At 69.7% G+C, this 26,900-nt stretch carries 18 protein-coding genes; 8 read left to right on the forward strand and 10 right to left on the reverse strand.

Going from position 1 to position 26,900, the window contains the following annotated elements; translation table 11 throughout:
* Position 1: 1 nt before the first annotated feature.
* From ACIBG5_RS22005 to ACIBG5_RS22015, 3 genes are read left to right on the forward strand one after another with little or no spacing between them, the layout of a single operon-like run.
* On the forward strand, positions 2–685 hold the full coding sequence (locus tag ACIBG5_RS22005; RefSeq protein ID WP_396393338.1) for an amidohydrolase family protein: 684 nt from the start codon (positions 2–4) through the stop codon (positions 683–685).
* On the forward strand, positions 682–1,437 hold the full coding sequence (locus ACIBG5_RS22010) for an amidohydrolase family protein (protein ID WP_396393339.1): 756 nt from the start codon (positions 682–684) through the stop codon (positions 1,435–1,437). Before ACIBG5_RS22005 ends, ACIBG5_RS22010 begins: the two co-directional genes overlap by 4 nt.
* Complete coding sequence (locus ACIBG5_RS22015) at positions 1,434–2,609, forward strand: DegT/DnrJ/EryC1/StrS family aminotransferase (protein WP_396393340.1); 1,176 nt, start codon at positions 1,434–1,436, stop codon at positions 2,607–2,609. The genes ACIBG5_RS22010 and ACIBG5_RS22015 overlap by 4 nt, the downstream gene beginning before the upstream one ends.
* Here the strand turns inward: ACIBG5_RS22015 and ACIBG5_RS22020 are convergent.
* Positions 2,599–3,759 carry a pyridoxal phosphate-dependent aminotransferase gene (locus ACIBG5_RS22020; RefSeq protein ID WP_396393341.1) on the reverse strand — a complete coding sequence of 387 codons (1,161 nt, stop codon included), beginning with the start codon at positions 3,757–3,759 and terminating at the stop codon, positions 2,599–2,601. The genes ACIBG5_RS22015 and ACIBG5_RS22020 overlap by 11 nt on opposite strands.
* Positions 3,760–3,866: 107 nt before the next feature.
* On the opposite strand from ACIBG5_RS22020, the gene ACIBG5_RS22025 reads away from it, so the two are divergent.
* Positions 3,867–4,715 carry an NAD-dependent epimerase/dehydratase family protein gene (locus tag ACIBG5_RS22025; RefSeq protein ID WP_396393342.1) on the forward strand — a complete coding sequence of 283 codons (849 nt, stop codon included), beginning with the start codon at positions 3,867–3,869 and terminating at the stop codon, positions 4,713–4,715.
* Here ACIBG5_RS22025 and ACIBG5_RS22030 read toward each other — a convergent pair.
* Complete coding sequence (locus ACIBG5_RS22030; RefSeq protein WP_396393343.1) at positions 4,712–6,067, reverse strand: FAD-binding oxidoreductase; 1,356 nt, start codon at positions 6,065–6,067, stop codon at positions 4,712–4,714. The genes ACIBG5_RS22025 and ACIBG5_RS22030 overlap by 4 nt on opposite strands.
* Before the next feature lie 194 nt (positions 6,068–6,261).
* Between ACIBG5_RS22030 and ACIBG5_RS22035 the strand changes: the two genes are divergently transcribed.
* Both ACIBG5_RS22035 and ACIBG5_RS22040 read left to right on the forward strand, forming a co-directional pair.
* The gene (locus ACIBG5_RS22035; RefSeq protein WP_396393344.1) at positions 6,262–11,778 is read left to right on the forward strand and encodes a carboxyl transferase domain-containing protein; all 5,517 of its coding nucleotides are present in this window, start codon (positions 6,262–6,264) and stop codon (positions 11,776–11,778) included.
* A gap of 9 nt (positions 11,779–11,787) precedes the next feature.
* Positions 11,788–13,905 carry a transglycosylase domain-containing protein gene (locus ACIBG5_RS22040; RefSeq protein ID WP_396393345.1) on the forward strand — a complete coding sequence of 706 codons (2,118 nt, stop codon included), beginning with the start codon at positions 11,788–11,790 and terminating at the stop codon, positions 13,903–13,905.
* On the opposite strand, the gene ACIBG5_RS22045 is transcribed toward ACIBG5_RS22040, so the two are convergent.
* From ACIBG5_RS22045 to speB, 5 genes are all read right to left on the reverse strand, one after another.
* Positions 13,902–15,818: a primary-amine oxidase gene (locus ACIBG5_RS22045; protein ID WP_396393346.1), complete on the reverse strand. Its 1,917-nt coding sequence runs from the start codon at positions 15,816–15,818 to the stop codon at positions 13,902–13,904. The genes ACIBG5_RS22040 and ACIBG5_RS22045 overlap by 4 nt on opposite strands.
* A complete protein-coding gene (gene lysA / locus ACIBG5_RS22050) occupies positions 15,818–17,083 on the reverse strand; it encodes a diaminopimelate decarboxylase (RefSeq protein WP_396393347.1) in 1,266 nt (421 codons plus the stop codon). The genes ACIBG5_RS22045 and lysA overlap by 1 nt, the downstream gene beginning before the upstream one ends.
* A gap of 2 nt (positions 17,084–17,085) precedes the next feature.
* Positions 17,086–18,006, reverse strand: a complete 921-nt coding sequence (locus ACIBG5_RS22055) for a universal stress protein (RefSeq protein WP_396393348.1) — start codon at positions 18,004–18,006, stop codon at positions 17,086–17,088.
* Positions 18,003–19,457 carry an amino acid permease gene (locus ACIBG5_RS22060; protein ID WP_396393349.1) on the reverse strand — a complete coding sequence of 485 codons (1,455 nt, stop codon included), beginning with the start codon at positions 19,455–19,457 and terminating at the stop codon, positions 18,003–18,005. Before ACIBG5_RS22060 ends, ACIBG5_RS22055 begins: the two co-directional genes overlap by 4 nt.
* A 75-nt stretch (positions 19,458–19,532) precedes the next feature.
* Positions 19,533–20,558, reverse strand: a complete 1,026-nt coding sequence (gene speB / locus ACIBG5_RS22065) for an agmatinase (protein WP_396393350.1) — start codon at positions 20,556–20,558, stop codon at positions 19,533–19,535.
* A 60-nt stretch (positions 20,559–20,618) separates the two neighbouring features.
* Here speB and ACIBG5_RS22070 point away from each other — a divergent pair, with 60 nt between their 5' ends.
* Complete coding sequence (locus ACIBG5_RS22070) at positions 20,619–21,353, forward strand: type 1 glutamine amidotransferase (protein ID WP_396393351.1); 735 nt, start codon at positions 20,619–20,621, stop codon at positions 21,351–21,353.
* Between the two features lie 10 nt (positions 21,354–21,363).
* Here the strand turns inward: ACIBG5_RS22070 and ACIBG5_RS22075 are convergent, their stop codons facing one another.
* Both ACIBG5_RS22075 and ACIBG5_RS22080 read right to left on the reverse strand, forming a co-directional pair.
* Positions 21,364–22,137 (reverse strand): inositol monophosphatase family protein, encoded by a 774-nt coding sequence (locus ACIBG5_RS22075; RefSeq protein ID WP_396393352.1) that lies wholly within the window; start codon positions 22,135–22,137, stop codon positions 21,364–21,366.
* 22 nt (positions 22,138–22,159) lie between these two features.
* A complete protein-coding gene (locus ACIBG5_RS22080; protein WP_131353872.1) occupies positions 22,160–22,495 on the reverse strand; it encodes a hypothetical protein in 336 nt (111 codons plus the stop codon).
* 63 nt (positions 22,496–22,558) lie between these two features.
* Here ACIBG5_RS22080 and ACIBG5_RS22085 point away from each other — a divergent pair, with 63 nt between their 5' ends.
* Positions 22,559–25,984 (forward strand): error-prone DNA polymerase, encoded by a 3,426-nt coding sequence (locus ACIBG5_RS22085; RefSeq protein ID WP_396393353.1) that lies wholly within the window; start codon positions 22,559–22,561, stop codon positions 25,982–25,984.
* Between the two features lie 29 nt (positions 25,985–26,013).
* Here ACIBG5_RS22085 and ACIBG5_RS22090 read toward each other — a convergent pair whose 3' ends face one another.
* Complete coding sequence (locus ACIBG5_RS22090; protein WP_396393354.1) at positions 26,014–26,832, reverse strand: LLM class flavin-dependent oxidoreductase; 819 nt, start codon at positions 26,830–26,832, stop codon at positions 26,014–26,016.
* Positions 26,833–26,900 lie beyond the last annotated feature (68 nt).

Consider the following 26,900-nt stretch of genomic DNA (forward strand, 5'->3'; position numbering starts at 1 on the left):
GATGAGAGTGGTCGACGTCAATCGCATCGTCGGTCCGGTGCCGACGGGCGACGTACCGAGTGCGGATGCGCCGGGTCTGCTGGCCGAGCTCGACCGGTTGGCGATCGACGCGGCGTGTGTGGTGCATTCGCAGGACCTGTACTACGACCCGACCGTCGTGGCCGAGTTGCCGGCGGATCCACGGCTGATCCGGGTGCCGGTCGTCGTGCCCGGGCCGTTGGGAACCGGCGTGCCGGCGGGTGCTCGGGTGGTGCGGATGTGTCCGGCCGAGCATCGGTTCCTGCTGACCGCGCCGCACGGGATCGCGGTGGCGCGGGAGTTGGCCGGGAGCGCTGTCTCGGTACTGCTGGCGCTGGAGTCGGTGGGTCCGGGGGAGATCCACCGGCTCGCGACCGAGGTGCCGTCGCTGCGGATCGTGCTGATCAACACCGGCTACCGCGCGTTGCGCGAGCTCGCCGACCTGATGGACGCGCATCCCGAGGTACGGGTGGATACGGCGACGTTGTGCGGTCATCTCGCGGTCGAATGGGTCGTACGCCGGTACGGCGCCCACCGGGTGCTGTTCGGGACCGGTGCGCCACTGACCGACGACGCGGGGCCGCGGTTCCAGCTCGACCACCTGGAGCTGCCGGCGGACGAGGTCGAACTGATTGCTAGCGGCAACATCCTGGGCCTGGTCGGATGACGGGCATCATCGACGCCCACGGTCATCTCGGGGCGTGGTTCGCCTTCGCGATCCCGGACAGTTCGACCGAGAGCCTGGTGCGGGTGATGGACGGCTGCGGCGTCGCGACGATGTGTGTCTCGCACCTGCTCGCGATCGGCCCGGACTCTCGCGCCGGGAACGCCCTGCTGCTCCAGGAGATCGAGCGCTTTCCAGGCCGCTTTCTGGGGTACGCCGTCTACGACCCGCACGACCCCGAGGCGGCGCGACGGACGGCCGATCTGCTCGACGCACCAGGCGTGATCGGGCTGAAGCTGCACCCGGACACGCATGAGCACGCGCTCGACGGGCCGGCGTACGAACCCGCCTTCCGCTTGGCGGCCGAGCGCGGCTGCGTAGTGCTCGCGCATGGCATGTTCGGTTCGCCGTGGTGCGGTCCGGCGCACTTCGCGACCGTTGCCGCACGGCATCCGGCCGTGAAACTGTTGATGGGTCACGCCGGTCTGTTGCCGGCCGGGTTCCCCGCGGCGGCCGAGGTGGCGTCGACGTACCCGAATGTCACGTTGGAGCTCTGCGGATCCCGGACCACGGCGCGGCATGTGGCCTGGCTGGTCGATGCGGTGGGCGCGGACCGGATGGTCTTCGGGTCCGACGCGCTGTTCCTGGATCTGCGGGTCGGGGTCGGCCGGGTGCAACTCGCGCCGATCGATCAGGCCGACCGCGATCTGTTGCTGTTCGGCACGATGACCCGGCTCCTGGAGGGATGTCGATGACAGTGGCAACGACTTTGGCGCTTGACGGCGGTACGCCGGTCCGGACCGCGGGCTGGCCGAGTTGGCCGCCGCCCGCGACCGCGGAGCAGCGCGAACTCCTGCTCGAGGTGCTGGACAGCGGCGACTGGGGTGCGACCTCCGGTCAGAAGGTGGCCGAGTTCACCACCGCCTTCGCTCAGTCGATCGGAGCGCGGTACGGCATCTCGGTCGTGAACGGGACGGTCGCGCTCTTCCTCGCGCTGCGCGCCCTCGGGGTCGGCCGGGACGACGAGGTGATCGTGCCCGCCTACACGTTCGTCGCGAGCGCGACCGCGGTGGTGCTGGCCGGCGCGCGGCCGGTACTGGCCGATGTCACGCCGGAGACACTCCATCTCGACCCGGCCGCGGTCGGGCGGCTGATCAGTCCGCGGACCAAGGCGATCATGCCGGTGCATCTGGCCGGTGCCCCCGCGGACGTCGATGCCTTGACGGAGTACGGCGTACCGATCGTCGAGGACGCGGCGCAGGCGCATGGTGCGACCTGGCGCGATCGGCCGGTCGGGACGCTGGGTGACGCCGCGTGCTTCAGCTTCCAGTCCAGCAAGGCGATGACGGCCGGCGAGGGCGGGCTGATCGTGACCGACGACGAGGCCGTGTACCGGAAGGTCTGGGCGCTGCACAACGTCGGCCGGAGTCTCGAGGGCGGGTGGTACGAACATCCGGATGTCGGGTGGAACCTGCGGATGACCGAGTTCCAGGCCGCCGTGCTGCTGCCGCAACTCGGCGTACTGGACGACCAGGTCAAGACCCGGCATCGCGCGGTGGAGTTCCTCCGCCGGGAGCTGGCCGGCGTTGATGGTCTGGAGGTTCTGCCGGAGCCGCCGGGCACTACCGCGAGCAGCCATCACCTCGGGTTGGTCCGCTACGACCCGGCCGCGTTCGGTGGGCACGGCAAGGACGACTTCCTCGCGGCGATGGCTGCCGAAGGTGTTCCGCTGGATGCCGGCTACCGCTCGCTGTCCCGAGAGAGCGCACTCCAGGCGTACTCCGACCTGCAGCCGTGCCCGGTCGCGGAGGAGGCCGCGGACACGGTCGTGTGGATCCGTCAGAGTCTGTTGATGGCCGACGAGGCGGAGCTGTCTGACATCGTCACCGCCGCGACGAAAGTCCACCAGGCGTTCGTCAGCTCGTGACCAGTGCCTCGAACGCGTCGAGGGCGCGCCGGATGTTCTCGACCGAGTTCGCGTACGAGAACCGCAGGTGGTCCTCGCCGTACGCCCCGAAGGATGTGCCCGGCAGGCAGGCGACGCCGGCCTCGTCGAGCAGCCGATCGGCCAGCGTCGCCGCGGACAGCCCGAGCTCACTGATGTTCGGGAACGCGTAGAACGCTCCACCCGGTTCGACGCACGACACACCCGGTACGGCGTTCAGCCCGGAGACGATCACCTCGCGGCGTTCCCGGAAGGCCTCGAGCATCCGCTCGACGTCGTCCCACGGTCCTTCCAATGCCGCGATCGCGGCGTACTGGCTGAAGGCCGACGTACAGGACACCGAGTTGATCAGCAGTCGGGTCACCGGCTCGACCAGTGGCTCCGGGAACACACCGAACCCGAGCCGCCAGCCGGTCATCGCGAACGTCTTCGACCAGCCGTCGAGCAGGATGGTCCGCTCGGCCATGCCGTCGACGTCCAGCACGCTGTGGTGGTCGCCGTCGTACCGCAGCGCCCAATAGACCTCGTCGCTGAGTACGACGAGGTCGTTGGCGATCGCGATCTCGGCCATCGCCTCCAACTGCTCGGGGGTCGAGGCGCTGCCGCACGGGTTGTGCGGGGAGTTGAGGATCAGCAGCTTGGTCCGGTCGGTGACCAATGACGCGAGCTCCTGGGGGTCGATGACGAACCCGTTCTCCTCGCGCAGCGGCACCGGCACCGGCTTCGCGCCGGCGAACGCCGCGATCGAGGCGTACATCGGGAAGCCCGGGTCCGGGTAGAGGACCTCGTCGCCCTCCTCGCACAGCGCCATGATCGTGAAGAACATGATGGGCTTGGCGCCCGGCGTGACGAGCACCTTGTCCGGCGTCGTGGTCAGCCGGCCGGTGCGCTCGAGGAAGTCCGCGACCGCGGTGCGCAGTTCGGGGATGCCCGGCGCCGGCACGTAGTGCGTGTGGCCCTTGTCCAGCGCCTGCTGCGCGGCGGCGACGACGTGCTCCGGGGTGTCGAAGTCCGGTTCGCCGATCTCGAGGTGCACGATCTCGCGGCCGCGTGCCTCCAGGGCCTTCGCCTTGGCCAGCACCTCGAACGCCGATTCGGTACCCAGTCGATTCATCCGCCCAGCAAGCTTCACGCCTTCGAGCCTAGGCGGAGTGTCCACTTCCTGGCCAACGGTCCTGTGTCGTGAGACGCGTGCCATGATCGGGTTGGTCGGTCAGCGAGCGACTCGAAGGAGTGCGGATGGCACGGGTAGCGGTCACCGGAAGTAGCGGGAAACTCGGCCGGGCGGTGGTCGATCACCTGCTGGACCACGGCTGGGACGTGGTCGCTCTGGATCAGGCACCGCCGGCACGGACCGGTGTCGTGGCGTCGCGGGTCGACCTGACCGATTTCGGCCAGGCCTACGAGGCGATCGCCGGAATCGACGACCGCCACGACGGCGTCGACGCCGTCGTCCACCTGGCCGCCGTACCGGCGCCCGGACTGCGGCCGAACGCGGCGACCTTCCACAACAACATGACGGCCACCTACAACGTGTTCTCGGCCGCCTTGCGGGCAGGAGTCCGCAACATCGTCTGGGCGTCCAGCGAGACCGTGCTCGGCCTGCCGTTCGACGAGTTCCCGCCGTACGTGCCGGTCGACGAGGACTACCCGCCGCGGCCGAACAGCACGTACTCGCTGGTGAAGACGCTCGAGGAGGAGTTGGCCCGGCAACTGTGCCGCTGGCATCCGGACCTGAAGCTGATCGGCCTGCGGTTCTCGAACGTGATGTACCCCGAGGACTATGCACGCTTCCCGTCGTTCGACGCCGACGCGCAGGCGCGCAAGTGGAACCTCTGGGGCTACATCGACGCCCGCGACGGCGCGCAGGCCGTCCGCCGCGCGCTCGACTACGACATCACCGGCACCGACGTGTTCATCGTCGCCAACGCCGACACGGTGATGTCCCGGCCGAACGAGGAACTCCTCGCCGAGGTGTTCCCCGGCGTCCCCGTCAAGCGCCCGTTCGGCCCGAACGACACCCTGCTGTCCATCGACAAGGCCCGCCGCCTGCTCGGCTACGAACCCCAGCACTCCTGGCGCGACTAGGCAGGCCCGTACGGGAACAGCTTCTGCGGGTCGTACGACGCCCGTACCTCGGCCAGCCGGGCGAAGGTGTCCGATGGCCATGCCGCCTCGTACGAGCCCGGCAGCGAGAAGCCGGCCGCGAAGTTGACGGTGGTCTCGGGGGAGACCCAGGCCGACAGCCGATCCAGCACGCCACCCGCCGTAGCGGGCAGCACCGTCTCGAACAAGCCCGGATCGGGGACACCGATCATCACCAGGCTGTACGCGCCACCGCGTCCACCCACCGCACTGCCTTCCGGTACGTCGCGGTGCGCCGCGCCGCCGAGATGCCGGATCTCCGCCGCGACGAGTGGGACCTGCTGATCCGGCCCGACGACCTCGAGGAACGCGGAGGCGAAACCGGCGTCGATGTCACGGAGCAACACACCTTGGTCCCACGCGGCCGTCGGGCCCTTGGGATCGTTGTGAATGAGCGCGATGTCGGTGGCCGGCATCTCGCCGACGGAGTCGACGATCGTCGTACCGGCGTCGCGGATCGGTCGGAAGAGGCGCTCGCCCGTGGCTGGGTCACCGACGAAGGCGAAGCGGACGTTGAGGACGGTCTTGCCCCGCAACGGCTCGGGGATGAACTCCAGCGGCGGCAGCCGCAGGATCACGACCGAGGAGTTCGCAGTCTCGGGCAGCGTCTTGGTCCAGCTCGCCCACGTCATGAACACCCTGGCGATGTCCGGAGCGTCGAAGAACACCGAACCGCCGTACAGCGTGGTCAGCTCGACCAGCGCGAAGTCCATCGCGGTGACCAGGCCGAGGCCGCCCTTGCCGCCGCGCAGCGCCCAGAACAGGTCGGGATGCTCGGTCGCATTCGCCGTCACCACCTCGCCGGTGCCGGTGACGACGCGGAAGCCGCGCGCCCAGTCCGACGAGACGCCGAAGGTCCGGGCCAGCGGACCCAGGCCGCCGCCGAGGGTGTAGCCGATGCACCCGACCGCGTCGGAGGCGCCGATGATCGGCGCGAGCCCGTGCTGTCCGGCCGCGGCGATGACTTCCGCCCACCGGGAACCCGCGGCGATGTGGGCGACCTTCTGGTCCGGATCGACAGTCACGCCCGTCAACCGGGACGTGGTGACCAGGACGCCATCGGTGACCGCAGGCGATCCGTGCCCGGTCGCGAGGACCCGCACCGGCAGACCGGCGGACGCCGCCGCCCGTACGACGGCTGCGGCGTCCGCCTCCGACGTGATCCCGACCGCGACGGCCGGACTGTGCGTGACCGCCGTGTTGAAACCGGCGACCTCCTCCGCGAACCCCTCGTCACCAGGAACCAGGACCGGCCCGCCGACCTCGACCCGCAGTCGCGCGACCAACTCATCCACACCCGACACAGTGCCTCCCCTCCAGAGACTCCACCCTTGGCCCGCAGTCTTCCGCACGCGCGGGGTCACGCCGAAACTGGCGAAAACACGCTTGGATGGGGGGCCGACTCGACGGTAGGCAGGCAAGGCTGAAAACCTGTGCCAGCGGTTGGCGATCCCAACTGCGACAACAGGGTGAGACACGGAGGCGGTCGATGTTCAAGCGTATCGCAGTGGTGAACCGGGGTGAAGCCGCCATGCGGCTGATCAACGCGGTTCGCGAGGTCAACGCCGAGGGCGGTGACCCGATCGAGACTGTCGCCTTGTTCACCGACGGTGAGCGGACCGCGACCTTCGTCCGCGAGGCCGACATCACCTACCCGCTCGGGCCGGCGTCGGCGCGCCCGTACCTGGACCTCGCCGTGCTCGAGCGTGCGCTGCGCGAGACGAAGGCCGACGCGGCCTGGGTCGGCTGGGGATTCGTGGCCGAGGACCCCGCCTTCGCGGAGCTGTGCGAGCGGATCGGCGTGACCTTCATCGGGCCGTCGGCCGAGGCGATGCGCAAGCTCGGCGACAAGATCGGGTCCAAGCTGATCGCCGAGGAGGTCGGGGTACCGGTCGCGCCCTGGAGCCGCGGCCCGGTCGAGTCGCTGGAGGCCGCGCTGCAGGCGGCCGGGACGATCGGGTACCCATTGATGCTCAAGGCAACTGCCGGTGGTGGCGGCCGCGGCATCCGGGTGGTCCGGTCGGCGGACGAACTCACCGATGCGTACGCGCGGACCAGCGACGAGGCCGCGCGGGCCTTCGGCAGCGGCGTGGTGTTCCTGGAGCGCCTGGTCACCGGCGCCCGCCACGTCGAGGTGCAGGTCATCGCTGACGGCCAGGGGACGGCGTGGGCGCTCGGCGTCCGGGACTGCTCGGTGCAGCGCCGGAACCAGAAGGTGATCGAGGAGTCCGCCTCACCGCTGCTGTCAGCCGGCCAGGTCGAGGACCTGAAGGCCTCCGCCGAGCGGCTCGCGCTCGCGGTCGGCTACCGCGGTGCGGCGACGGTCGAGTTCCTGTATCACCCCGGCGAGAAGAGCTTCGCGTTCCTCGAGGTGAACACCCGGCTCCAGGTGGAGCACCCGATCACCGAGCTGACCACCGGGTTCGACCTGGTGAAGGCCCAGTTGCACGTCGCGAACGGCGGCCTGCTGGAGGGCACGAAGCCGGTCGAGAGCGGGCACGCGGTCGAGGCACGCCTGAACGCCGAGGACCCGGACCGTGACTTCGCACCGTCGCCGGGGCGGATCGCGGTACTCGACCTGCCGTCCGGACCCGGCATCCGGGTCGACACCGGAGTGAGCGCCGGTGACAGCATTCCGGCCGACTTCGACTCGATGATCGCGAAGATCATCGGCTACGGGCGGACCCGCGAGGAGGCACTGGCGCGGCTGCGCCGGGCAGTCGGGGCGACCACGGTGCTGATCGAAGGCGGCGCCACCAACAAGAGCTTCATCCTCGAACTGCTGGACCAGCCCGAGGTGATCGACGGCAGCGCCGACACCGGCTGGATCGATCGGGTCCGCGGTGAGGGTCGGCTGGTCTCGCACCGGCACTCGGGCGTCGCTCTGGTCGCGGCCGCGATCGAGGGGTACGAGGACTCCGAGCAGGTCGAGCGGGTGCGACTGCTGGAGACCGCGCACGGCGGCCGTCCGCAGATTCAGCACGAGGTGGGTCGTGCGATCGACCTGAAGCTGCGCGGGGCGAGCTACCGGGTGACGGTGGCGCGAATCGGGCCGGACCGGTTCCGGGTCGGTGTCGGGACCGGCAACGACCACCTCAAGGTGGTGGACGCCGAGCTGGAGCGGCTCGACGACTACACCAGCCGGCTCGTGGTCGGCGGGCAGCGGTTCCGCCTCGTCACCGCGACGCACGGTCCGGTCCACCTGATCGAGGTGGACGGTGTGACCCACCGGGTCAGCCGCGACGAAGGCGGCGTACTGCGTTCTCCCGCGCCGGCTCTCGTGGTCGCGACGCCGGTGCAGACCGGGGCCGAGATCGAGGCCGGTGCGCCGGTGCTCGTGCTGGAGAGCATGAAGATGGAGACGGTGCTCTACGCGCCGTTCAAGGCGACCGTGAAGGAACTGCTCGTCGCCACCGGCAGCCAGGTCGAGACCGGTGCACCCCTGCTGCGGTTGGAGCCGGTCGCGGACGACTCCGGGGCCGAGGCGGCTGCTCCGACGGACAACGGCGTACAGCTGGATCTGCCGAACGGATCCGGGGAGAAGTCTGCGGCCGAGCGGGTCGAGCGGGGTCTGGACGACTTGCGCAGCATGCTGCTCGGGTTCGACATCGATCCGTCGGACGAGGGCGGCATGCTGGCCGACTACCTGTCCGCGCGGTCCGAGCTGGCGGACCCTCCGGTCGTCGCCGAGATCGACCTGCTGCGCGTGTTCGCGGACTTCGTCGAGCTGAGCCGCAACCGGCCGGCCGGCGAGGAGATCAGCACCGAGAACCGGGTGCACAGCCCACGCGAGCACTTCCATACCTACCTGCAGAGCCTGGATCCGGACCGCGGAGGTCTGCCGGCCGAGTTCCGCGCCCGGCTGACCCGGGTGCTCGGCCAGTACGGCGTGACCGACCTGGAGCGCAGTACCGAGCTCGAGGAGGCCGTCTTCCGGATCTTCCTGGCTCAGCAGCGCTCCACTCCGGACGTGCTGCTGGTGTCGTCGCTGCTGCAGCGCTGGATCGCCGAGCCGCGGCCGGTGTCGCCGGTCGACGAGTCCGCACACGACCTGCTCGACCGCTTGGTGCTGGCGACCCAACTGCGCTTCCCGGTGATCGGCGACCTGGCCCGGAGCGTGCGGTTCCGGTGGTTCGACCAGCCGCAGGTGGATGCGGAGCGGGCGTCGGTCCTGGAGGGTGTCGGCGACGAGGTCGCCGCGCTGGCGGCGGATCCGGAGGCAGCGGACCGCAAGGAGCGGGTCGACGCGCTGGCCACAATCCCCGAGCCGATCGTCCGGTTCCTGGCGCAGCGACTGGAGCGTGGCTGGGGTGAGCGCGAGCCGATGCTCGAGGTGCTGATCCGTCGGCACTACCGCGAGTACGAACTGCACGACCTGCGCGAGTTCGCCGTCGACGGCCGGCCGTTCGCGACCGCCGACTACACGATCGACGACCGGCCGAGTCATCTGGTCACCTCGGTGGGCACGGTGGCCGAGCTGGCGGACCCGGACAGCGGCCTGTCCCGCGTGCTGACCGCGCAGATCGACGCGCGCCCGCCCCGGCACGAGGCCGTGGTCGAGCTCTACCTGTACGGCCCGGACCTGCCGGCCTCCCAGCAGGAGGCGTCCGACCTGTACCGCCGGATGGTCGCCGACCAGCCGGTCGCCCAGCGGGTACGCCGGTTCTCGGTCGCGATCGCTCCGGGCCAGGGGCGGCCGGTGTCGTACTTCACCTATCGCCCGGCCGGCGGTTCGGTGGCCGAGGACGACAACGTCCGTGGCGTCCACCCGATGGTCGGCCGGCGGCTGAACCTGTGGCGGCTGCGGGACTTCCGGATCACCCGGTTGGACGGGCCGGACGACGTACTGCTGTACCACTGTGTGTCGCGGGAGAACGAAGCCGACCAGCGGCTGGTCGCGCTCGCGCAGGTTCGCCAGTTCGTCGTGGTCCGGGACGAGGACGGGCAGGTGACCTCGCTGCCGCACGCGGAGCGGGCGATCGCGAACTGCCTGGAGGCGATCCGCCGGGCCCGGACCGACCGCGGCGCGGCCGGTGCCAAGCTCGACATGAACCACGTCTGGGTGCACATTTGGCCGGTGGTCGAGGCTCAGGTCGACGAAGTCACCGCGCTGCAGCGCAACATCGCGCCGATGACCGCGGGCGCCGGGATCGAGGAGGTCCTGGTCCAGGGTCGGGTCGCGGCGCCGGACGGCAGCGTCAACCTGGTGGCGGCGCGGTTCTACTACCAGCCTGGCGCGGGTGTCGTCACCTCGGTCGAGCAGCCGCCGACCGGACGGCTGATGCCGCTGGACGACTACGCCCAGAAGGTGCAGCGGTCGCGCCGGCGCAACACGATCTACCCGTACGAGGTCAGCGGCATGGTCGCCGGTGCAGGCGGCTCCTTCGTCGAGTACGACCTCGACGACAGCGGCGCCCTGGTCCCGGTGGACCGCCCGCGCGGCCTGAACAAGGCCGGCGTCATCCTCGGCATCGTCAGTACGCCGACCACCCGGCACCCCGAAGGCATCACCCGGGTCGCGCTCAGCGGCGATCCGACCAAGGCCCTCGGCGCGGTCGCCGAGGGGGAGTGCTCGCGGATCATCGCAGCCCTCGACCTGGCCGAGCGGATGCGTGTGCCGGTCGAGTGGTACTCGCTGTCGGCCGGTGCCCGGATCTCGATGGACTCCGGCACCGAGAACATGGACTGGGTCGCCAAGGCGCTGAAGCGGATCGTCGAGTTCACCCAGGACGGCGGCGAGATCAACGTCGTCGTGGCCGGCATCAACGTCGGCGCGCAGCCGTACTGGAACGCCGAGGCCACGATGCTGATGCACACCAAGGGCATCCTGGTGATGACGCCGGACAGCGCGATGGTGCTGACCGGCAAGCAAACGCTGGACTTCGCCGGTGGCGTCTCGGCCGAGGACAACTTCGGCATCGGCGGTTACGACCGCGTGATGGGTCCGAACGGCCAGGCGCAGTACTGGGCTCCTGACCTCAAGGGCGCCCGCGATGTGCTGATGGCGCACTACGACCACTCGTACGTCGTCCCGGGGGAAATCGGTCCGCGCCGGGCCGAGACGTCGGATCCGCTGGATCGCGATGTCACGACGTACCCGCACAGCGCGCCCGGCAGCGACTTCCGGACCGTCGGCGAGATCTTCTCCGCGGCGACGAACCCGGACCGCAAGAAGGCGTTCGACATCCGCACACTGATGCGATCCGTCACGGACCAGGATCATCCGGTGCTGGAGCGCTGGGCTGGGATGGCCGACGCCGACACCGCGGTCGTGCAGGACGCGCGCCTGGGTGGTTACCCGGTCTGCCTGATCGGCATCGAGTCCAAGTCGGTGCCGCGGCGCGGGTTCCCGCCCACCGACGGGCCGGACACCTACACCGCAGGCACGCTGTTCCCGCTCTCGTCGAAGAAGACGGCCCGGGCGATCAACGCGGCCAGCGGCAACCGGCCGCTGGTGGTGCTGGCGAACCTGTCCGGCTTCGACGGCTCGCCGGACTCGATGCGGAACCTCCAGCTCGAGTACGGCGCCGAGATCGGCCGCGCGATCGTGAATTTCCAGGGCCCGATCGTGTTCTGCGTGGTGTCGCGCTACCACGGTGGAGCGTTCGTGGTCTTCTCCAAGGCGCTCAACCCGTCGATGACCGTGCTGGCAGTGGACGGCTCATTCGCGTCGGTGATCGGCGGAGCGCCGGCGGCCGCTGTCGTCTTCGCCGGTGAGGTCGACGCTCGAACGGCAGCCGACGAGCGAGTCGCGTCGCTGGCCGAGCGGGTCGGCGAGGCGACCGGGGCGGAGCGGGCCGCGCTCGCGACCGAGTTGGCTGAGGTGCGCACCGCCGTACGCGCGGAGAAGCTGGGAGAGGTCGCGATCGGGTTCGATCGCGTGCACAACATCCAGCGCGCGGTCGAAGTCGGATCGGTCGATGCGGTGATCACAGCGAACGAACTGCGCCCACGGTTGATCGAGGCAATCATCTCCGGTCTACCGGGAGTTGGACCACTCACCTAACCTGGAGGTATGCGGACCGAGAGGGGCGGTCGCAGTAAGGCTCACTCGTTGATCACTTTCATCGGCGTGAGCGTACTGTCCGGCGCGTTGGCGGCCGGACTGGCGATCCCCTTCGCCGGATTCGCCGGACAGGGCAGCGAGCAGGTGGCCAAGTCGGTGCAGGATCTGCCGCGGGAGCTCGTGGTCGATCCGGTGGCGGTGCGGAGCCGGATCCTCGCCTCGGACGGCAGCCTGATCGCGACGCTGTACGAGCAGAACCGGATCCCGGTGCCGCTGAGCCGGATCAGCCCGATCATGCGCCGGGCGATCGTCGCGATCGAGGACTCGCGGTTCTACGACCACGGGGCCCTGGACGCGAAGGGCACGATCCGGGCGATGGTCCGCAACCAGACCGAGGGCGAGGTCCAGCAGGGCGGGTCGAGCATCACCCAGCAGTACGTGAAGCTCAGCCTGGTCGAGAAGGCCAAGACCGCCGAGGAACGCCAGCGGGCCACCGCGGTCACCTACGAGCGCAAGCTGACCGAGCTGCGGTACGCGATCGCGATCGAGAGCCAGCTGTCCAAGGACGAGATCCTGGAGCGGTACCTGAACCTGGTGAACTTCGGCGACGGCGCGTACGGCGTCCAGGCCGCGGCACAGCACTACTTCCGGACCACGGCCGACAAGCTGACCCTGCCCCAGGCCGCGATGCTGGCCGGCCTGGTGAAGAACCCGACCGGCTACGACCCGACCAACGACCTGGCGCGCGCGAAGGCGCGGCGCGACGTCGTGCTGAAGCGGATGCTCGAGCTCAAGGTGATTTCACTTCGGCAGGCCAACGCGGCGGTGAAGACCGCGGTGATCAACCTGAAGCGGGTCCTGCCGGTGCCGAACGGCTGCGCCAGCTCCCGCTACCCCTTCTACTGCGAGTACGTCGTCTCGAAGCTGCTGGACAACCCGGCACTCGGCGTGACGGTCAAGGACCGCGACCACTACCTGAAGACCGGCGGGCTGCTGATCCGGACCTCGATCGACCCGCGGATCCAGCGGGCCGCGCAGAAGTCGATCACCGCGCACAGCAAGTCGACCGACACCGCGGTCGCGGCGATCACGATCGTCGAGCCGGGTAGCGGCCTGGTGAAGGCGATGGTGCAGAGCAAGCCGTACGGCAACGGCCGCAACCACACGAACTACAACTACAACGTCGAGAAGTCCTACGCCGGCGGGTTCGGCGGGTTCCAGAACGGCTCGACGATGAAGGCGTTCACGATCGCGGCGGCGATCCAGAAAGGCGTGCCGCTGAACTACCGGATCAACTCCCCGCAGCAGATCAACCTGAGCGGGAAGCGGTTCCGCACCTGCTCGGGCTGGACCCGGGACCCGGACTACACCCCGCAGAACTCGACCCGCGGCGGCAACCTCACGATGGTCGACGCGGCGCGGTTCTCGACCAACACCTACTTCTTGCAGTTGTCGCAGCGGGTCGGGCTGTGCCCGATCGCCCGGGTCGCGACCAAGCTCGGGATGTACAACGCACAGACGCTGCATCCACTCGACCAGGTCATCTCGATGACGCTTGGCGTCGGCTATGTGACCCCGCTGATGCTGTCGAACGCCTACGCGACGTTCGCGGCCCGCGGCAAGTACTGCAAGCCGCTGGTCGTCGCCTCTGTGCGGGACAAGGCCGGCAAGTACATCGACACGCCGCAGATCGACTGCAACCAGGCGCTCTCCCCGCAGGTCGCCGACGGCGTCAACCGGGTGCTCAGTGCGGTGATGGAGCCTGGCGGCACCGGCGGCCGGCTGAACTTCGGCAACTGGGACCTGGCCGGCAAGACCGGCACGATCCAGGACAACCTCGCCGTCTGGTACGCCGGTTACGCGCCGAACCTGGCCGGCGCCGCAGTTGTGGCGGACGCGAATCTTCCCTACACGAACCTGATGTACCGCCACACCCTCGACGGCCGGGACATCTCCGACCCGACCGGCTCCGGCACCGCCGGGCCGCTGTGGCAGACCGCGATGGAAGGCGCCTTGAAGGGCATGCCGCTGCGCCACTTCAAGGCGCCACCGCGCAAGATGCTGGGTGCCCCCCAGCCGGCGGACCAGAACGGGGGTCCGGACGCCAGCGGCAACGGGCGCCGCTAGTGCCCTGCGTCGTGATGCTCGCTGCTGGGGGCGACGTCGAGCGCCGGGTTGCGGTCGAAGAAGCCGAACGGCTTCAGCCAGAAGGCGATCGTGTCCACCGGCATCACCGGCCAGTCCTCGACCCGGGTGACGTGGTGGATGCCGAACACGTACCAGAGCACGACGTCGGTGTTCTCCAGCGCTTCGTCGTCCGCGATCCAGCGCGTCATCCCGTCGTCGACCGTCGACTGAGTCGGGTAATCGCCGCACGGCCAGCGTTCCTCGTCGTGCTGCCGGGTCACCCACACCGTGTGCCCGATCACCGGAGCCCGCAGGTACTGCGGCGTACCGGGGTCCATCAGTGCGGGGATCGACGCGCTCGGGATCAGTTTGTACGCCGGATTGGTGCCGAGGGCGTTCACGCGGTTCGGGTTGACCACCTTCCAGGTGCGCTGGGCCGCCCAGTCGAAGTCTCGGGCGGCCTCGGACTCGGACCGGATCGGGGTCGCCTCGGTGACGACGGCCAGCCCGTACGGGTTGTCGTCCGACACCGGTAGGGCGCGGGAGTCGACCTCCTGCACGGTGTTCGCGTCGCCGTCCACGTCGAGGTCGAGCCGCGCGACCAGGAAGTGCTGGTGGAACGGTGCGTACGTCTGCTTGTCGACGACCGTGCCGGTGGCCGGCGGCGTACCGTCCGCGGCGAACGGCGTGGTGACCATCAGCCCGGTCGCCCGGACCTCGCACTCGATGTTGCCGTCGGTATAGAAGCGCCAGTAGATCAAGTACTCGTAGTTCGCCACGGTCGCGTGACACGACACGACCATCCGGCGCATCCGCCGTACCTCGGCACCGGTCGTGTGGTCGACGTGCTTCCACAAGACGGCGTTGTCCTCCTCGTGCAGGCAGATCGCGTTCTTGATCGTGACCGGCTCACCGTGGGTGTCGTGCAGTACGGCGTCCAGGTAGACGATCTCGCCGAGGCAGTCGCAGCCGAGTTCGAGCGAGGTGGTCATGAAGCCGAGACCCCACTCGCCGATGTCGAACGCCGTACGCCGGTAGTGGTCGAAGGACGCGTCCCGGTACGGGACCACCATCTCGGCGAACGACATCCGGTAGGCGATGTCCCGGATGGCGCTGCGGCCGTTGACATGGTCGTCGTACGTGACCTGGTGGATGACCAGGCCCTCGCGGTGGTTGAAGCCCAGCCGCATGGTCCAGTTCTGCCACTTCAGCTCGGTGCCGTCGACGGTGAACGAGACGCCCTCGGGCTGGGTGACGTGCAGCGGCTTGAGGTCGGTGCGGAGTACGCCGGTCCACGGTCCGGGCGCGTACTCCGCGTCGACCTCGGGCTGCCCGTGGTCGTGGTCGTTCTCGAGTTCGAGCAACTCGAGCGTGTTCATGTCGACGACGACCTTGAGGCCCGACACCGGGTGGGCGTACGGGTTGCCGTCGGGCGTCTCGCGGTACCAGATGTCGCACCAGCCGAGCCGCCGGTCGCGGTACTGGTCCGGCATCAGCGCCTTGCCGTACGTCCAGACCTCGATCATCACCAGCGACAGGTCGGTGATGCCGCGTTCGGCCAGCGCGGCGATCACGTCCGGATGGGCGCGCATCGCCTCGTCGACCTCGTGGTACTCGTCGCCGGTGACGTTGGGGGTGACGCCGGGGACGTGGATCCACGACACCACCCGGTCGCCGGCCAGGTCGACGACGCTTTCCCAGGTCTGGTTGTCGGCCCGGTTCCACAGGACGGCGAACGCGGTCCGCGGTACCGGGTCGCCGGGACGCCAGGCGCGGACCGCGGACTTGGCCGGCTCCAGCAGCTCGATCGCCGCGAACCGCCAGGACCCGCCGAGTTCCCGGTCCCTGCGCAGGATCGCAGCGGTCTGCCGGAACTCGTCCTCGTCCAGCGGTTCGAGCGGATGGGTCGCCATCAGTCCACGTCCCGGGCCATCAGGTCGTCCCAGGACTCCCGTCGTACGACAAGCCGGGCTCGGCCGCCGGTTGCGAAGACCACCGGGATCCGGCGATTGCCGTTGTAGTTGTTGGCCATCGTGTAGCAGTACGCCCCGGTCGCGGGAACGGCGAGCAGATCACCCACAGCCGGCTCCGCCAGCGGTACGCCGTCGACGAGGACGTCGCCGCTCTCGCAGTGCCGCCCGACCACGGTCACGGTCTCCAGCCCGGGACCCTCGAACCGTCCGACGATGCCGGCCTCGAACCGCTGCTCGAACAACGCGACCTCCAGGTTGTCGCCCATCCCGCCGTCCACCGCGACGAAGGTGATCGCACCGCGCTTGACCGTGGTGACCCGGTAGATCGTGGTCGCCGCCGTACAGACCATGCTGCGTCCAGGCTCGATGATGAGGTGCGCGGATGCGGGCAGCTGCTGCTTCGCCGCGCCGATCAGAGCATCGAGGTACGCCGCCACCGTGGGCGGCTCGTCGGACCAGGTGTAGCGGGCGCCGAGGCCGCCGCCCAGGTCGTACACCTCGAACTCGCCGAGTCGCGCGAGCGGCTCCACCGACTCCGCGAACGGCTCGACGTCGAGGATCTGCGAGCCGACGTGGACGTGCAGACCGCGCATCCGCAGCCGTGGGCTGTGTTCGATGCGCTGGATCAACCGGGCCGCGTCGGGTGGGGCGAGGCCGAACTTCGAGCCCTCGTGGCCGGTCAGCACATGGCTGTGGGTATCAGCGGTGACACCGGGGATGATGCGTACCAAGACGTCCTGGGTGCGGCCGGTCGCTTCCAGCCGGTCGACGTCGTCGGCGTTGTCGACCACGACCAGGCCGATGCCGTGTTCGACAGCCAGCGCGATCTCGTCGTCGCTCTTGGCGTTGCCGTGCAGGACGATCAGGCCGGGATCGACACCGGCTTTCAGTGCGGTCAGGATCTCGCCACCGCCGGCGACGTCCAGGCCGAGTCCTTCCTCGACCATGACCCGCTGAACCGCCGTACAGGGGAAGGCCTTGGACGCGAAGACCACGCGGGAGTCCGGCCAGCGGGCGGACAGCTCTTCGCGGTACTCGCGGGCGCGGGAGCGAAGGGCGTCCTCGGCGACGACCAGGACCGGCGTACCGAACGCGGCGGCCAGGTCGTCCGCACGGCAGCCGGCGACGACCAGCATGCCGTCGCCGGTCAGGCCGCTGCCGGCCGGGAAGAGCGAGAGCAGGTCGCTCCGGTCGGCCTGATGCATGGTCAGTTCTCAGCGGCGCGTCCGGCCAGCTCCTCGGCCCGGTTGCGCGGTACGACGAGGACCGGGACGGGGGAGTGCCGCAGGATCTTGGTCGCCCGCGAGCCGAGGAACACCCGCGCGACCGGCCCGAGCTCGCTCGACCCGACCACGAGGATGTCGCCGGGCTCCCAACCGATGTCGTCGATCGCCTCGGCCCAGTTCGCACCGGAGCCGATCACCGTCTCGACCGTTCGCGGCCCGTGCGGCAGGTGTTTCACCTGGGTCAGCGTGGCGGCGACGGTCTTCTCCACCTCCGCCCGCCAATCGTCCATCACCAGGTCCTCGGAGTCGGTGCCGAGCCGGGTGGTGTACGCCGGACGGGACCACACCGCGAACGTGGCGATGCGCAGCGAAGCACCCGCGTCGGCGCTGACCGCTGCCGCGGCGAGGACCAGCTCCTCCGCGCTCTCGGTGCCGCCGAAGGCCGCGGTCACCCGCTGGACCTTGGCATCCCCCGGGCATCGGAATCCCCGGGTGGCCAGGGCGATCGAGACATGCGAGCTGTGCAGCAGCCGGTCGGTGACGCTGCCGAGTGAGATGTGGCCGAACGCGCCGGCCGACGACGACCCGAGCACGATCAGCCGGGCGTCGTTCTGCGCGGCCACCTCGAGCAGACCGGCCGGCGCCGACCGGGCGCTGTACCGGACGTACGTCGCCGGCACGTCACCCGGCAGGTAGTTCCGGGCCCGCTCGAGCGCCTGGTCCGCGGTCTGCGCCAGGTAGTTCTGGTACTCCGCGTCCACTCGCGCCATTCCAGGCGTCCACGGCGCCGGTACGACGGTGCAGACGATCAGGTCGTCGTGCGCGGACCGGGCCAGCATCGCCGCGAGGTGGAGCGCCGCCTTCCCGCGCTCGTCCGAGGCGTAGCCGACGATCATCGTCATGGCGTCGGCCCGTCGTCGTCGTGGATCAGCCCGACGTGCTCGTGCCTGCCGAGATGCGAGTGCTTGAAGCCGTAGATGAAGTACCAGGCCATTGCCACGGCGAGCCAGATCAGGAACACCCAGATGGTGACCGCGCGCAGGTCCTTGATGATCCACAGGCAGCCGAGGATCGACAGGATCGGTGTGACCGGATAGCCCGGCACCTTGAATCCGCGCGGCAGCTCGGGATGGGTCCGCCGCAGCACCATCACTCCGATCGACACGACCAGGAACGCGACCAGGGTGCCGATGCTGGTCATCTCGGCCAGGAAGTTGATCGGGATCAGCCCGGCCAGCAGGGCGATCAGCACGGCCACGATGATGGTGTTCGGCACCGGCGTGTGGGTGCGTGGGTTCACCTTGTGGAACAGCTCCGGGATCATCCCGTCGCGCGCCATCGCGAACAGGATGCGGGTCTGGCCGTAGATCACGATCAACGTGACGCTGAAGATCGAGATCACCGCGCCGGCCGCGAGTACGGTGGCCGGCCAGGTCGCGCCGGTCACCTTCTCCAGGATCGCCGACAGGCCGGCCTCCTGGTTCTCGAACTCGCCGGACGGCTGGGCGGCGACCGCGACCAGGGTGACCAGGATGTAGAGCCCGGTGACCGTGACGAGCGCGATCAGGATCGCCAAGGGCATCGTCCGCCGCGGGTTCTTCACTTCCTCACCCGCGGTCGAGACGGCGTCCAGACCGATGTAGGAGAAGAAGATGATGCCGGCCGCGGAGGTGATCCCGCTGATGCCGAAGGGGGCGAAGTCGGACAGGTTGTTCGCGTCCCAGCCCCTCAGCCCGAGCACGATGAACAGCAGCAGGACGCCGATCTTGATGCACACCATGACGGCGTTCGTCGTGGCCGACTCGCTCGCGCCGCGGATCAGCAGCAGGGTGCAGAGCAGCACCAGGATCGTCGCGGGCAGGTTGAACACACCGCCCTGCTCCGGCGCCTGCGACAGGCTGTCGGGGATGGTGAAGCCGAAGAGGTTGTCGAACAGTTCGTTCAGGTACTGCGACCAGCCGACGGCCACGGCGGCCGCGGACACGCCGTACTCGAGCAGCAGGCAGGCGGCGACCCCGATCGCCGGCAGCTCGCCGAGCGTCGCGTAGGCGTACGAGTACGACGATCCCGACACCGGGACCGCACTGGCGAGCTCGGCGTAACAGATCGCGGTCAGTCCAGCGACCACACCGGCGATCACGAACGACCAGATCACCGCCGGTCCGGCGACCGGCACCGCCTGGGCGAGGACGAAGAAGATGCCGGTGCCGATGGTGGCACCGATGCCGAACATGGAGAGCTGGAACAAGCCGATGGTCCGGGCGAGTTCGCTCTTCCCGGTGTCGGTGCCGCTCTCCTGCGCCATCTCCGGGACCGGCTTGCGACGGAACAGTTGCCGCACCGTCATCGCCATGATGCCCTCCCCTCGAGGGAGGTCTCCCCACCCCCAATTCGGAGTGTGGCACTCGGAATTGGCCGACGGAACAGGTCAGCCCGGCTCCGGCCGGTCACTCAACAGCGGGTGGGCAGGATCCCACCGCGTGCCGTTGCGCTCGTCCTGGCGCTTGCGAGCGATCGCCGACACCGCCTCGAGCACCACCCGATTCGCCAGCGCCGCGGTGATGTCGGCGTGATCGTACGGCGGACTCACCTCCACCACGTCCATCCCGGCCACGGGCAGTTCGAGGCAGATCCGGCGTACCGCGTCGAGCAGCTGACGAGCGGTCAGGCCGCCGGGCTCGGGGGTCCCGGTGCCCGGCGCGTGGCCGGGGTCGCAGACGTCGATGTCGACGGACAGGAAGACGCCGTCGCACTCGTCGGTGGCGATCACGAACGCCTCGGTCAGGCACTCGTCCAGGCCACGATGCACGATCTCGGTCATCTCGTAGGAGCGCATCCGCTGCTCGGCCATCCAGTCCAGCGTGTCCGGCGGCGGCCAGTACCCGCGCAACCCGATCTGCAGGAAGCGATCCCCGCGCAACGCACCGGACTCGATCAGCCGGCGCATCGGCTGGCCGTGGCCCCACAGCGACCCGAACTCGATGTCGCCGGTGTCGGCGTGCGCGTCGAAGTGCAGCATCGACACCCGGCCGTGGCCGAGTACGTTCGCGACACCCTTCGCGTCCGGGAACGCTATCGAGTGGTCGCCGCCGAGGACGACCGGGATCGCACCCGAGCGGGTCACCGTCTCGACCGCCGCCTCGAGCGCGGGCAGCGCGACCTCGATGTCGCCGGAGTACATCTCGACGTCACCGGCGTCGACGACGTTCAGCTCGACCAGACCGTCGGTGCGCAACGCGAGACTCGGCCGCGATCCGTCGTGGCCCAGGTAGTCCCGCATCCGGATCGCCATCGGCCCGAACCGGGCACCCGGCCGATGTGACGTACCGCCGTCGAACGGCGCACCGAGAATCACCACCTGCGCATCCGCGTACGACGCCGGATCGTCCAGATCACAGGCCGGCACCCCGAGAAACGTGAAGTCCGGCCCGAACTGCTGCCCGTAGCGGGTCATGCTCGGAGTCTGGCATCCAGCCACCACATGTCAACCGAACGGCGACGTAGTCTGGCGGCCGTGAATCTACTCGTCGTGCAGCCGGACGAACTCTGCCCGCCGGGCCATCTCACCGACTGGTTGTCACCGTTTCGGGTCTGCCGCGCGGACGGCGGTGATCCCGTGCCGAAGAACGCGGACGGGATCTCCGGATTGGTCGTGCTTGGTGGTCTGCCCGGCGTGCACGACGCGGATCGGGTGCCGTGGCTGACTCCGATCAAGAGGCTCCTCGCCGACGCGGTGCGGCAGGAAGTGCCGACGCTCGGCATCTGCCTCGGGCACCAGTTGCTCGCCGACGCCTTGGGCGGCAAGGTGATCTCCCGGCCGCACGGCCAGAACTCCCGCGTGCTCCGGCCGGTCTGGACCGCCGAAGCCGCCATGGATCCAGTGCTCGGTCCAGTGCTCGATCCAGGGCTCGATCCAGGGTCGCCCCGACCGCCCGCGGTGGCGTGGAACGCCGACACCGTGGCCGTACCGCCACCCGGCGCGATCGAACTGGCCGGAAGCGATGACGGCGACCTGCTGGCGTTCCGGATCGGTCGATCGGCGTGGGGCGTTCAGTGGCACCCGGAGGCGTCGTACGGGATCGTCAAGGGGTGGTACGAGGCGCAGTGCATGGCCGGCACCGCTCGTCCGGAGATGGAGCGCGGGCTGGCCGAGATCCGCGCGGCCGAGACCGAGATGTACGCCGCATGGCGTCCGCTCGCTCTCGCCTTCGCCGCCCTGGCCACCGGCTCGCGCGAGCCGGCCCGCTGACACCGATCGGCTACCTCAAGCAGCGGGAAACGACCTCCAGCAGACGATCGTGGGTTGCGGTGTCCGCTGCGACGACCAGGCCAGGGCCGGTGTGCACCGGTTGCCCGCGGAAGTCGGTGACGACGCAGCCGGCCGCCTGGCACAGCTGGATGCCGGCGGTGAAGTGCACGCTGTCGACCAGCGAGCCGTTGGTGATGTAGCCGGCCCGGCGACCGACAGCCACCCAGGCGAGTGTGAGGGTGGTCGACGAGACCCGAAGCCCGAAGGTCGCCAGGAGGGTCGGGTCGGTCAGGATCCGGGCGCCGAGGAGGTCGCTCCCGGGTGGATCGTCGACATCGACGTCGATCAGGAGCGAGGTCGCCGACGGTGTTGCCGGCGAGTCGGCACCGTCGCGGCGCACCGCGGCGGTCGTCCCGTCGGTCCAGAACACCTCACCGGTGAGCGGCTGCGCGACGGCGGCGACACCCGGTCCCTGGAGGGCGACGTTCACCGAGAACAGCGGTGTCTCGGCGGCGAAGTTGAGGGTGCCGCAGAGCGGATCCACCAACCAGGTCCGGGCCGCCTGACCGTCGGCGCCGTACTCCTCGCCGATCACCGCGTCGCCGGGCCGCGCGGTGCGCAGGACGTCGAGGATCGCCCGCTCCGCCTCGAGATCCGCCTCGGTGGCGAAGTCGGTGGGCGACTTGTCGTACCTGGCCAGCGGTACGCCGTACTTGGCGCGGACGACCGCGGCGCCGGCCTCGGCCGTCCGGATCGCCACCTCCGCGTCGGTCTGAGTGCTCATGCCGTCCATCCAACCCGACTGCCTACAACGGGCGGAGGTCGGTGCCGGGGATCCAGGTGATGTGGCCGTCCTTGTCGCAGACCCGGCCGAGCCACTCGCCGTTGTCGCGGATCCAGACGTCGAGCTCGCCGTCCTGCCACTCGGCGCGCTGGACCGGTTGGGCCGGGTCCACCCGCCGTACGGCGTCCGCCGGACGTGGGCCGTGAGCGTCGTACTGGACGTCGAGATCGCTGGCTATCCGGTGGGCCTCCGTCTCGCTGTCGATACCCATCGCACGCCACCCGTTGACCGCACCGTCCCAGACGCCGAATCCGTTCGATCCGTCGTCGGCCGGGCGAACCGTGAACCGACCAAGCATGTTTTCAGATTATCGCCTCTTCGAACATATGTTCTAGTCTTGATCCTGATAGGAGGGTGTGTGATGGGCCACAACAATCCGCCGATCAAGTGGTCGGAGCTGGAGCGGAAGCTGTCGGACCGGTCCCGGCCGGGCAGTCACGGCGGGCGGCCGGTGACGGGCGACGGCGGCGACAGCCCGGCGTGGTCGCAGCACCGCGGTCCGTATGTGCCTGACACCGTCCGTCGCCCGGAGCACGCGGTGCCTTACGCGGAGCTTCACGCGCATTCCAACTTCTCCTTCCTGGACGGTGCTTCCCAGCCGGAGGACCTGGTCGAGGCCGCGGTCCGGCAGGGGCTGCACGCGCTGGCGCTGACCGATCACGACGGGTTCTACGGCGCGGCCCGGTTCGCCGAGGCGGCAGCGGCGTACACCCTGCCGACCGTGTTCGGAGCGGAGCTGTCGCTCGGCCTGACCGGCCCGCAGAACGGCGTGGCCGATCCCGAGGGCAGTCACCTGCTGGTGCTGGCCGAGGGACAGGAGGGCTATCACAAGCTGGCCGGCGAGATCACCGAGGCACAACTGGCCGGCGGTGAGAAGGGCAAGCCGGTCTACGACCTGGAGAGGCTGGCCGCGGAGGGGCGTGACCACTGGCTGATCCTGACCGGCTGCCGCAAGGGGCTGGTCCGGCAGGCGCTGGAGCTCGGCGGGCACGCCGATGGTCCGGCCGCCGCGGGGCGTGAGCTGGACCGACTGACCGGGTTGTTCGGCAAGGACCGGGTGGTGGTCGAGTTGATCGACCACCACCTTCCGGCCGACACGACCCGGAACCGGATTCTGGCCGGGCTGGCGGCCGACCGCGGCCTCCCGGTAGTTGCCACGAACAACGTTCACTACGCCACCCCGGCGCAGCACAAGCTGGCCGCCGCGCTGGCCGCGGTCCGGGCCCGGCGGGACCTGGACACGATGGACGGCTGGCTGCCGCCGAGCGGGACGGCGTTCCTGCGCTCGGGGGAGGAGATGGCGTTCCGGTTCCGCCGGTACGACGGCGCCGTGGCGCGATCGGTGACACTGGCCGACCAGCTCGCCTTCGACCTGGCCCGGGCGAAACCCAAGCTGCCGCTGCGCGACGTACCGGAGGGGGAGACGCCGATGTCGTGGTTGCGGCACCTCACCTTCGACGGCGCCGCCAAGCGGTACGGGACCCGCGGGCAGCGGCCGGACGCCTACGAGCGGCTGGAGCGCGAGCTGGCGGTCATCGAGGAGAAGGAGTTCCCGGGGTACTTCCTGATCGTCGAAGACATCGTCCGGTACGCGCACGACAACGGCATCCTCTGCCAGGGCCGCGGCTCGGCGGCGAACTCGGCGGTCTGCTACGCGCTCGGGATCACCGCGGTGGACAGCATCCTCTACGACCTGCCGTTCGAGCGCTTCCTCGCCACCACCCGGACCGAGGAGCCGGACATCGACGTCGACTTCGACTCCGACCGCCGCGAGGAGGTGATCCAGCACGTCTACCGCAAGTACGGGCGCCGCAACGCCGCCCAGGTGGCGAACGTGATCTCGTACCGGCCGAAGTCCGCCGTCCGGGACATGGCCAAGGCACTGGGGTACTCGGTCGGTCAGCAGGACGCCTGGTCGAAGCAGGTGGACGGCTGGAGCCCGGAGATCACCTCGACCGAGCACGACATCCCGCCGAAGGTGGTGGCGATGGCGACCGAGCTGCTGAAGTTCCCGCGGCACCTGGGCATCCACTCCGGCGGGATGGTGCTGACCGAGCGGCCGGTGGGAGAGGTGGTGCCGATCGAGCACGCCCGGATGGAGAACCGCACGGTCCTGCAGTGGGACAAGGACGACTGCGCGTGGATGGGGCTGGTGAAGTTCGACCTGCTCGGGCTGGGGATGCTGGCCGCGTTGCAGTACTGCATGGAGCTGGTCCGCGAGCACATCGGGGAGTCGTGGCTGCTGCACACGATCCCCAAGGAGGAGGCGGGCGTCTACGACCAGCTGTGCCGCGCGGACTCGGTGGGCGTGTTCCAGGTCGAGTCGCGGGCGCAGATGGCGACGCTGCCGCGGCTGAAGCCGCGCCGGTTCTACGACCTGGTCACCGAGATCGCGCTGATCCGGCCCGGCCCGATCCAGGGTGGCGCGGTCCATCCGTACATCCGCCGCCGGACCGGTGAGGAGCCGATCACCTACCTGCACCCGAAGCTGCGGCCGGTGCTGGAGCGGACCATGGGCGTGCCGCTGTTCCAGGAGCAGTTGATGCAGATGGCGATGGCGGTCGGCGAGATCGACGGCGACGAGGCCGACCTGCTGCGCCGGGCGATGGGGTCCAAGCGCGGGATCGAGAAGATCTCGTCGCTGAAGGAGAAGCTGTACGCCGGGATGGCGCGCAACGGGATCACCGGTGACCTGGCCGACGAGATCTACGACAAGATCGAGGCCTTCGCGAACTTCGGGTTCGCCGAGTCCCACTCGATCAGCTTCGCCCTGCTGGTCTACTCCAGCACGTGGCTGCGGTTGCACTACCCGGCCGCGTTCCTGGCCGCTCTGCTGCGGGCCCAGCCGATGGGTTTCTACTCACCCCAGTCCCTGGTCGCCGACGCCCGCCGCCACGGCGTCGAGGTACGCCGTCCGCACCTGCATCTGTCGGGGGTGGACGCCGGGCTCGAGCAACTGGTCGACGGTCAGGAGCTCACCGGCCCGACGGGATCGGACGCCTGTCTGAACGATCCGCAGCCGCTGGTCGGCCCGTTCGATCCGAAGGCGCCGTCCGACACCACCGGGCACCGCCGCGACGGCGTGTTCTCGGTCCGGCTCGGATTGTCCGAGGTGCGCACGATCGGCGACAAGGGCGCGAAGCTGATCGTCGAGGAACGCGAGCGCGGTGGGCCTTTCACGGAGATGGCCGACCTCGTCCGGCGGACCGGGATCACCGCCGCGCAGGTCGAGGCGCTCGCCACGGCCGGGGCGTTCGACTGCTTCGGCCTCGATCGCCGGCAGGCGTTGTGGGAGGCCGGTCGTGCCGCCGAGGAGCGGCCGGGCCAGCTCGCCGGGATCACCGCCGCCGGGCCACCGCCGACCCTGCCCGGGATGAGCGACATCGAGGCCGACATGGCGGATCTGTGGTCCACCTCGATCACCACCACCAGTCACCCGATGCAGCGCGTCCGGGAGCGACTCCGTGCCGAGGGCATCCTGTCCGCGGCCCAACTCCGCGAAGTCCCGAACGGCGCCCGGGTCCGGGTCGCCGGCGTGGTCACCCATCGCCAGCGCCCGGCGACCGCCTCCGGTGTCACCTTCATGAACCTCGAGGACGAGACCGGCATGGCCAACATCGTCATCACCGTCGGCTGCTGGCACCGCCACGCCACCGTCGCCCGCACCGCCGGAGCCCTCATCATCCGAGGCCGCGTAGAACGAGCCGGCGAAGTCACCAACCTCTCCGCCGACCACCTCCAACGCCTCCCCCTGGCCGCCAAAACCCCCTCCCGCGACTTCCGCTGACCTGCTCCGCACCCCGGCGTACGGCGGGCTCAGCGTTCGGTCGGCGGGCCGGCGGTGATTCGGGTGTGGACCTGGTGCATGCGTTCGGGGGAGTGGTGGGGCATTTCCCAGCGGGTTTCCAGCCACCAGGTGGCTCCTGCGTCGGCCCAGGGCTTGACCAGGGCGGATGCCTCGGCTGGGTCATCGGCCGGGGTTTCGCCTTCGGCGATGACGTCCAGGTCTGGTGAGCCGCCTTGGGCGGTGAGCCAGGAGCGGACCTGCCGCAGCTCGTCTGGCGAGTCCTGGCCTGACTGGAACTGCGGCAGTACGCCGTCGCAGCGCAGGACGCGGCGCATCGATTTGGGTCTCGGCCAGACGCCGACGACCCAGATCGGGATCCGCTCCTGCACCGGCCGTCCGACCTGCGCGAGGTCGTCGCGGGCGCACTCGTAGTCGTAGTGCTCACCGTGATAGGTGGATCGCCCGGCCCAGAGTTCGCGGATCAGGTCGATGCCCTCGTCCATCTTGGCCGCCCGGGTCCGCAGGTCCAGCTCCTCGCCGGTTCGTGGCAGGTCGGTCTCGACGGCGCCGACCCCGACCGCCAGGGTCGCGCGGCCCGATGACACCTGGTCCAGCGTGGCGACCTGGCTCGCGACCTTCCACGGCCGTCGCCACGGCAGCGGCGTCAGCATCGTACCGAGCCGGATCCGGCTCGTCCTGGCCGCGATCGCTGTCAGCAGCCCCCACGCGTCGACTCCGTACGCCGCCTCCCAGACGAACACCCCGTCCCAGCCTGCCGCCTCCGCAGCGACCGCCTGCTCGAGCTGCTCGACCGCCGACCCACCCGGAAGAATCAGTCCGTATCTCATTCCCCCTTTCCTACACGCCACCACCGACAAGACGCGGCCCGTTGTATTACCCGCGGACTCGTGGGCTC

The sequence above is a fragment of the Kribbella sp. NPDC050241 genome (assembly GCF_044459685.1).
Taxonomy (GTDB): Bacteria; Actinomycetota; Actinomycetes; order Propionibacteriales; family Kribbellaceae; genus Kribbella.

Bases quoted from the DNA above. Each gene is read 5' to 3' on its own strand.
- ACIBG5_RS22005 (WP_396393338.1), top strand. From the start codon at position 2: ATGAGAGTGGTCGACGTCAATCGCATCGTCGGTCCGGTGCCGACGGGC.
- ACIBG5_RS22010 (WP_396393339.1), top strand. From the start codon at position 682: ATGACGGGCATCATCGACGCCCACGGTCATCTCGGGGCGTGGTTCGCC.
- ACIBG5_RS22015 (WP_396393340.1), top strand. From the start codon at position 1,434: ATGACAGTGGCAACGACTTTGGCGCTTGACGGCGGTACGCCGGTCCGG.
- ACIBG5_RS22025 (WP_396393342.1), top strand. From the start codon at position 3,867: ATGGCACGGGTAGCGGTCACCGGAAGTAGCGGGAAACTCGGCCGGGCG.
- ACIBG5_RS22035 (WP_396393344.1), top strand. From the start codon at position 6,262: ATGTTCAAGCGTATCGCAGTGGTGAACCGGGGTGAAGCCGCCATGCGG.
- ACIBG5_RS22040 (WP_396393345.1), top strand. From the start codon at position 11,788: ATGCGGACCGAGAGGGGCGGTCGCAGTAAGGCTCACTCGTTGATCACT.
- ACIBG5_RS22045 (WP_396393346.1), bottom strand. From the start codon at position 15,818: ATGGCGACCCATCCGCTCGAACCGCTGGACGAGGACGAGTTCCGGCAG.
- lysA (WP_396393347.1), bottom strand. From the start codon at position 17,083: ATGCATCAGGCCGACCGGAGCGACCTGCTCTCGCTCTTCCCGGCCGGC.
- ACIBG5_RS22055 (WP_396393348.1), bottom strand. From the start codon at position 18,006: ATGACGATGATCGTCGGCTACGCCTCGGACGAGCGCGGGAAGGCGGCG.
- ACIBG5_RS22060 (WP_396393349.1), bottom strand. From the start codon at position 19,457: ATGGCGATGACGGTGCGGCAACTGTTCCGTCGCAAGCCGGTCCCGGAG.
- speB (WP_396393350.1), bottom strand. From the start codon at position 20,558: ATGACCCGCTACGGGCAGCAGTTCGGGCCGGACTTCACGTTTCTCGGG.
- ACIBG5_RS22075 (WP_396393352.1), bottom strand. From the start codon at position 22,137: ATGAGCACTCAGACCGACGCGGAGGTGGCGATCCGGACGGCCGAGGCC.
- ACIBG5_RS22080 (WP_131353872.1), bottom strand. From the start codon at position 22,495: ATGCTTGGTCGGTTCACGGTTCGCCCGGCCGACGACGGATCGAACGGA.
- ACIBG5_RS22085 (WP_396393353.1), top strand. From the start codon at position 22,559: ATGGGCCACAACAATCCGCCGATCAAGTGGTCGGAGCTGGAGCGGAAG.
- ACIBG5_RS22090 (WP_396393354.1), bottom strand. From the start codon at position 26,832: ATGAGATACGGACTGATTCTTCCGGGTGGGTCGGCGGTCGAGCAGCTC.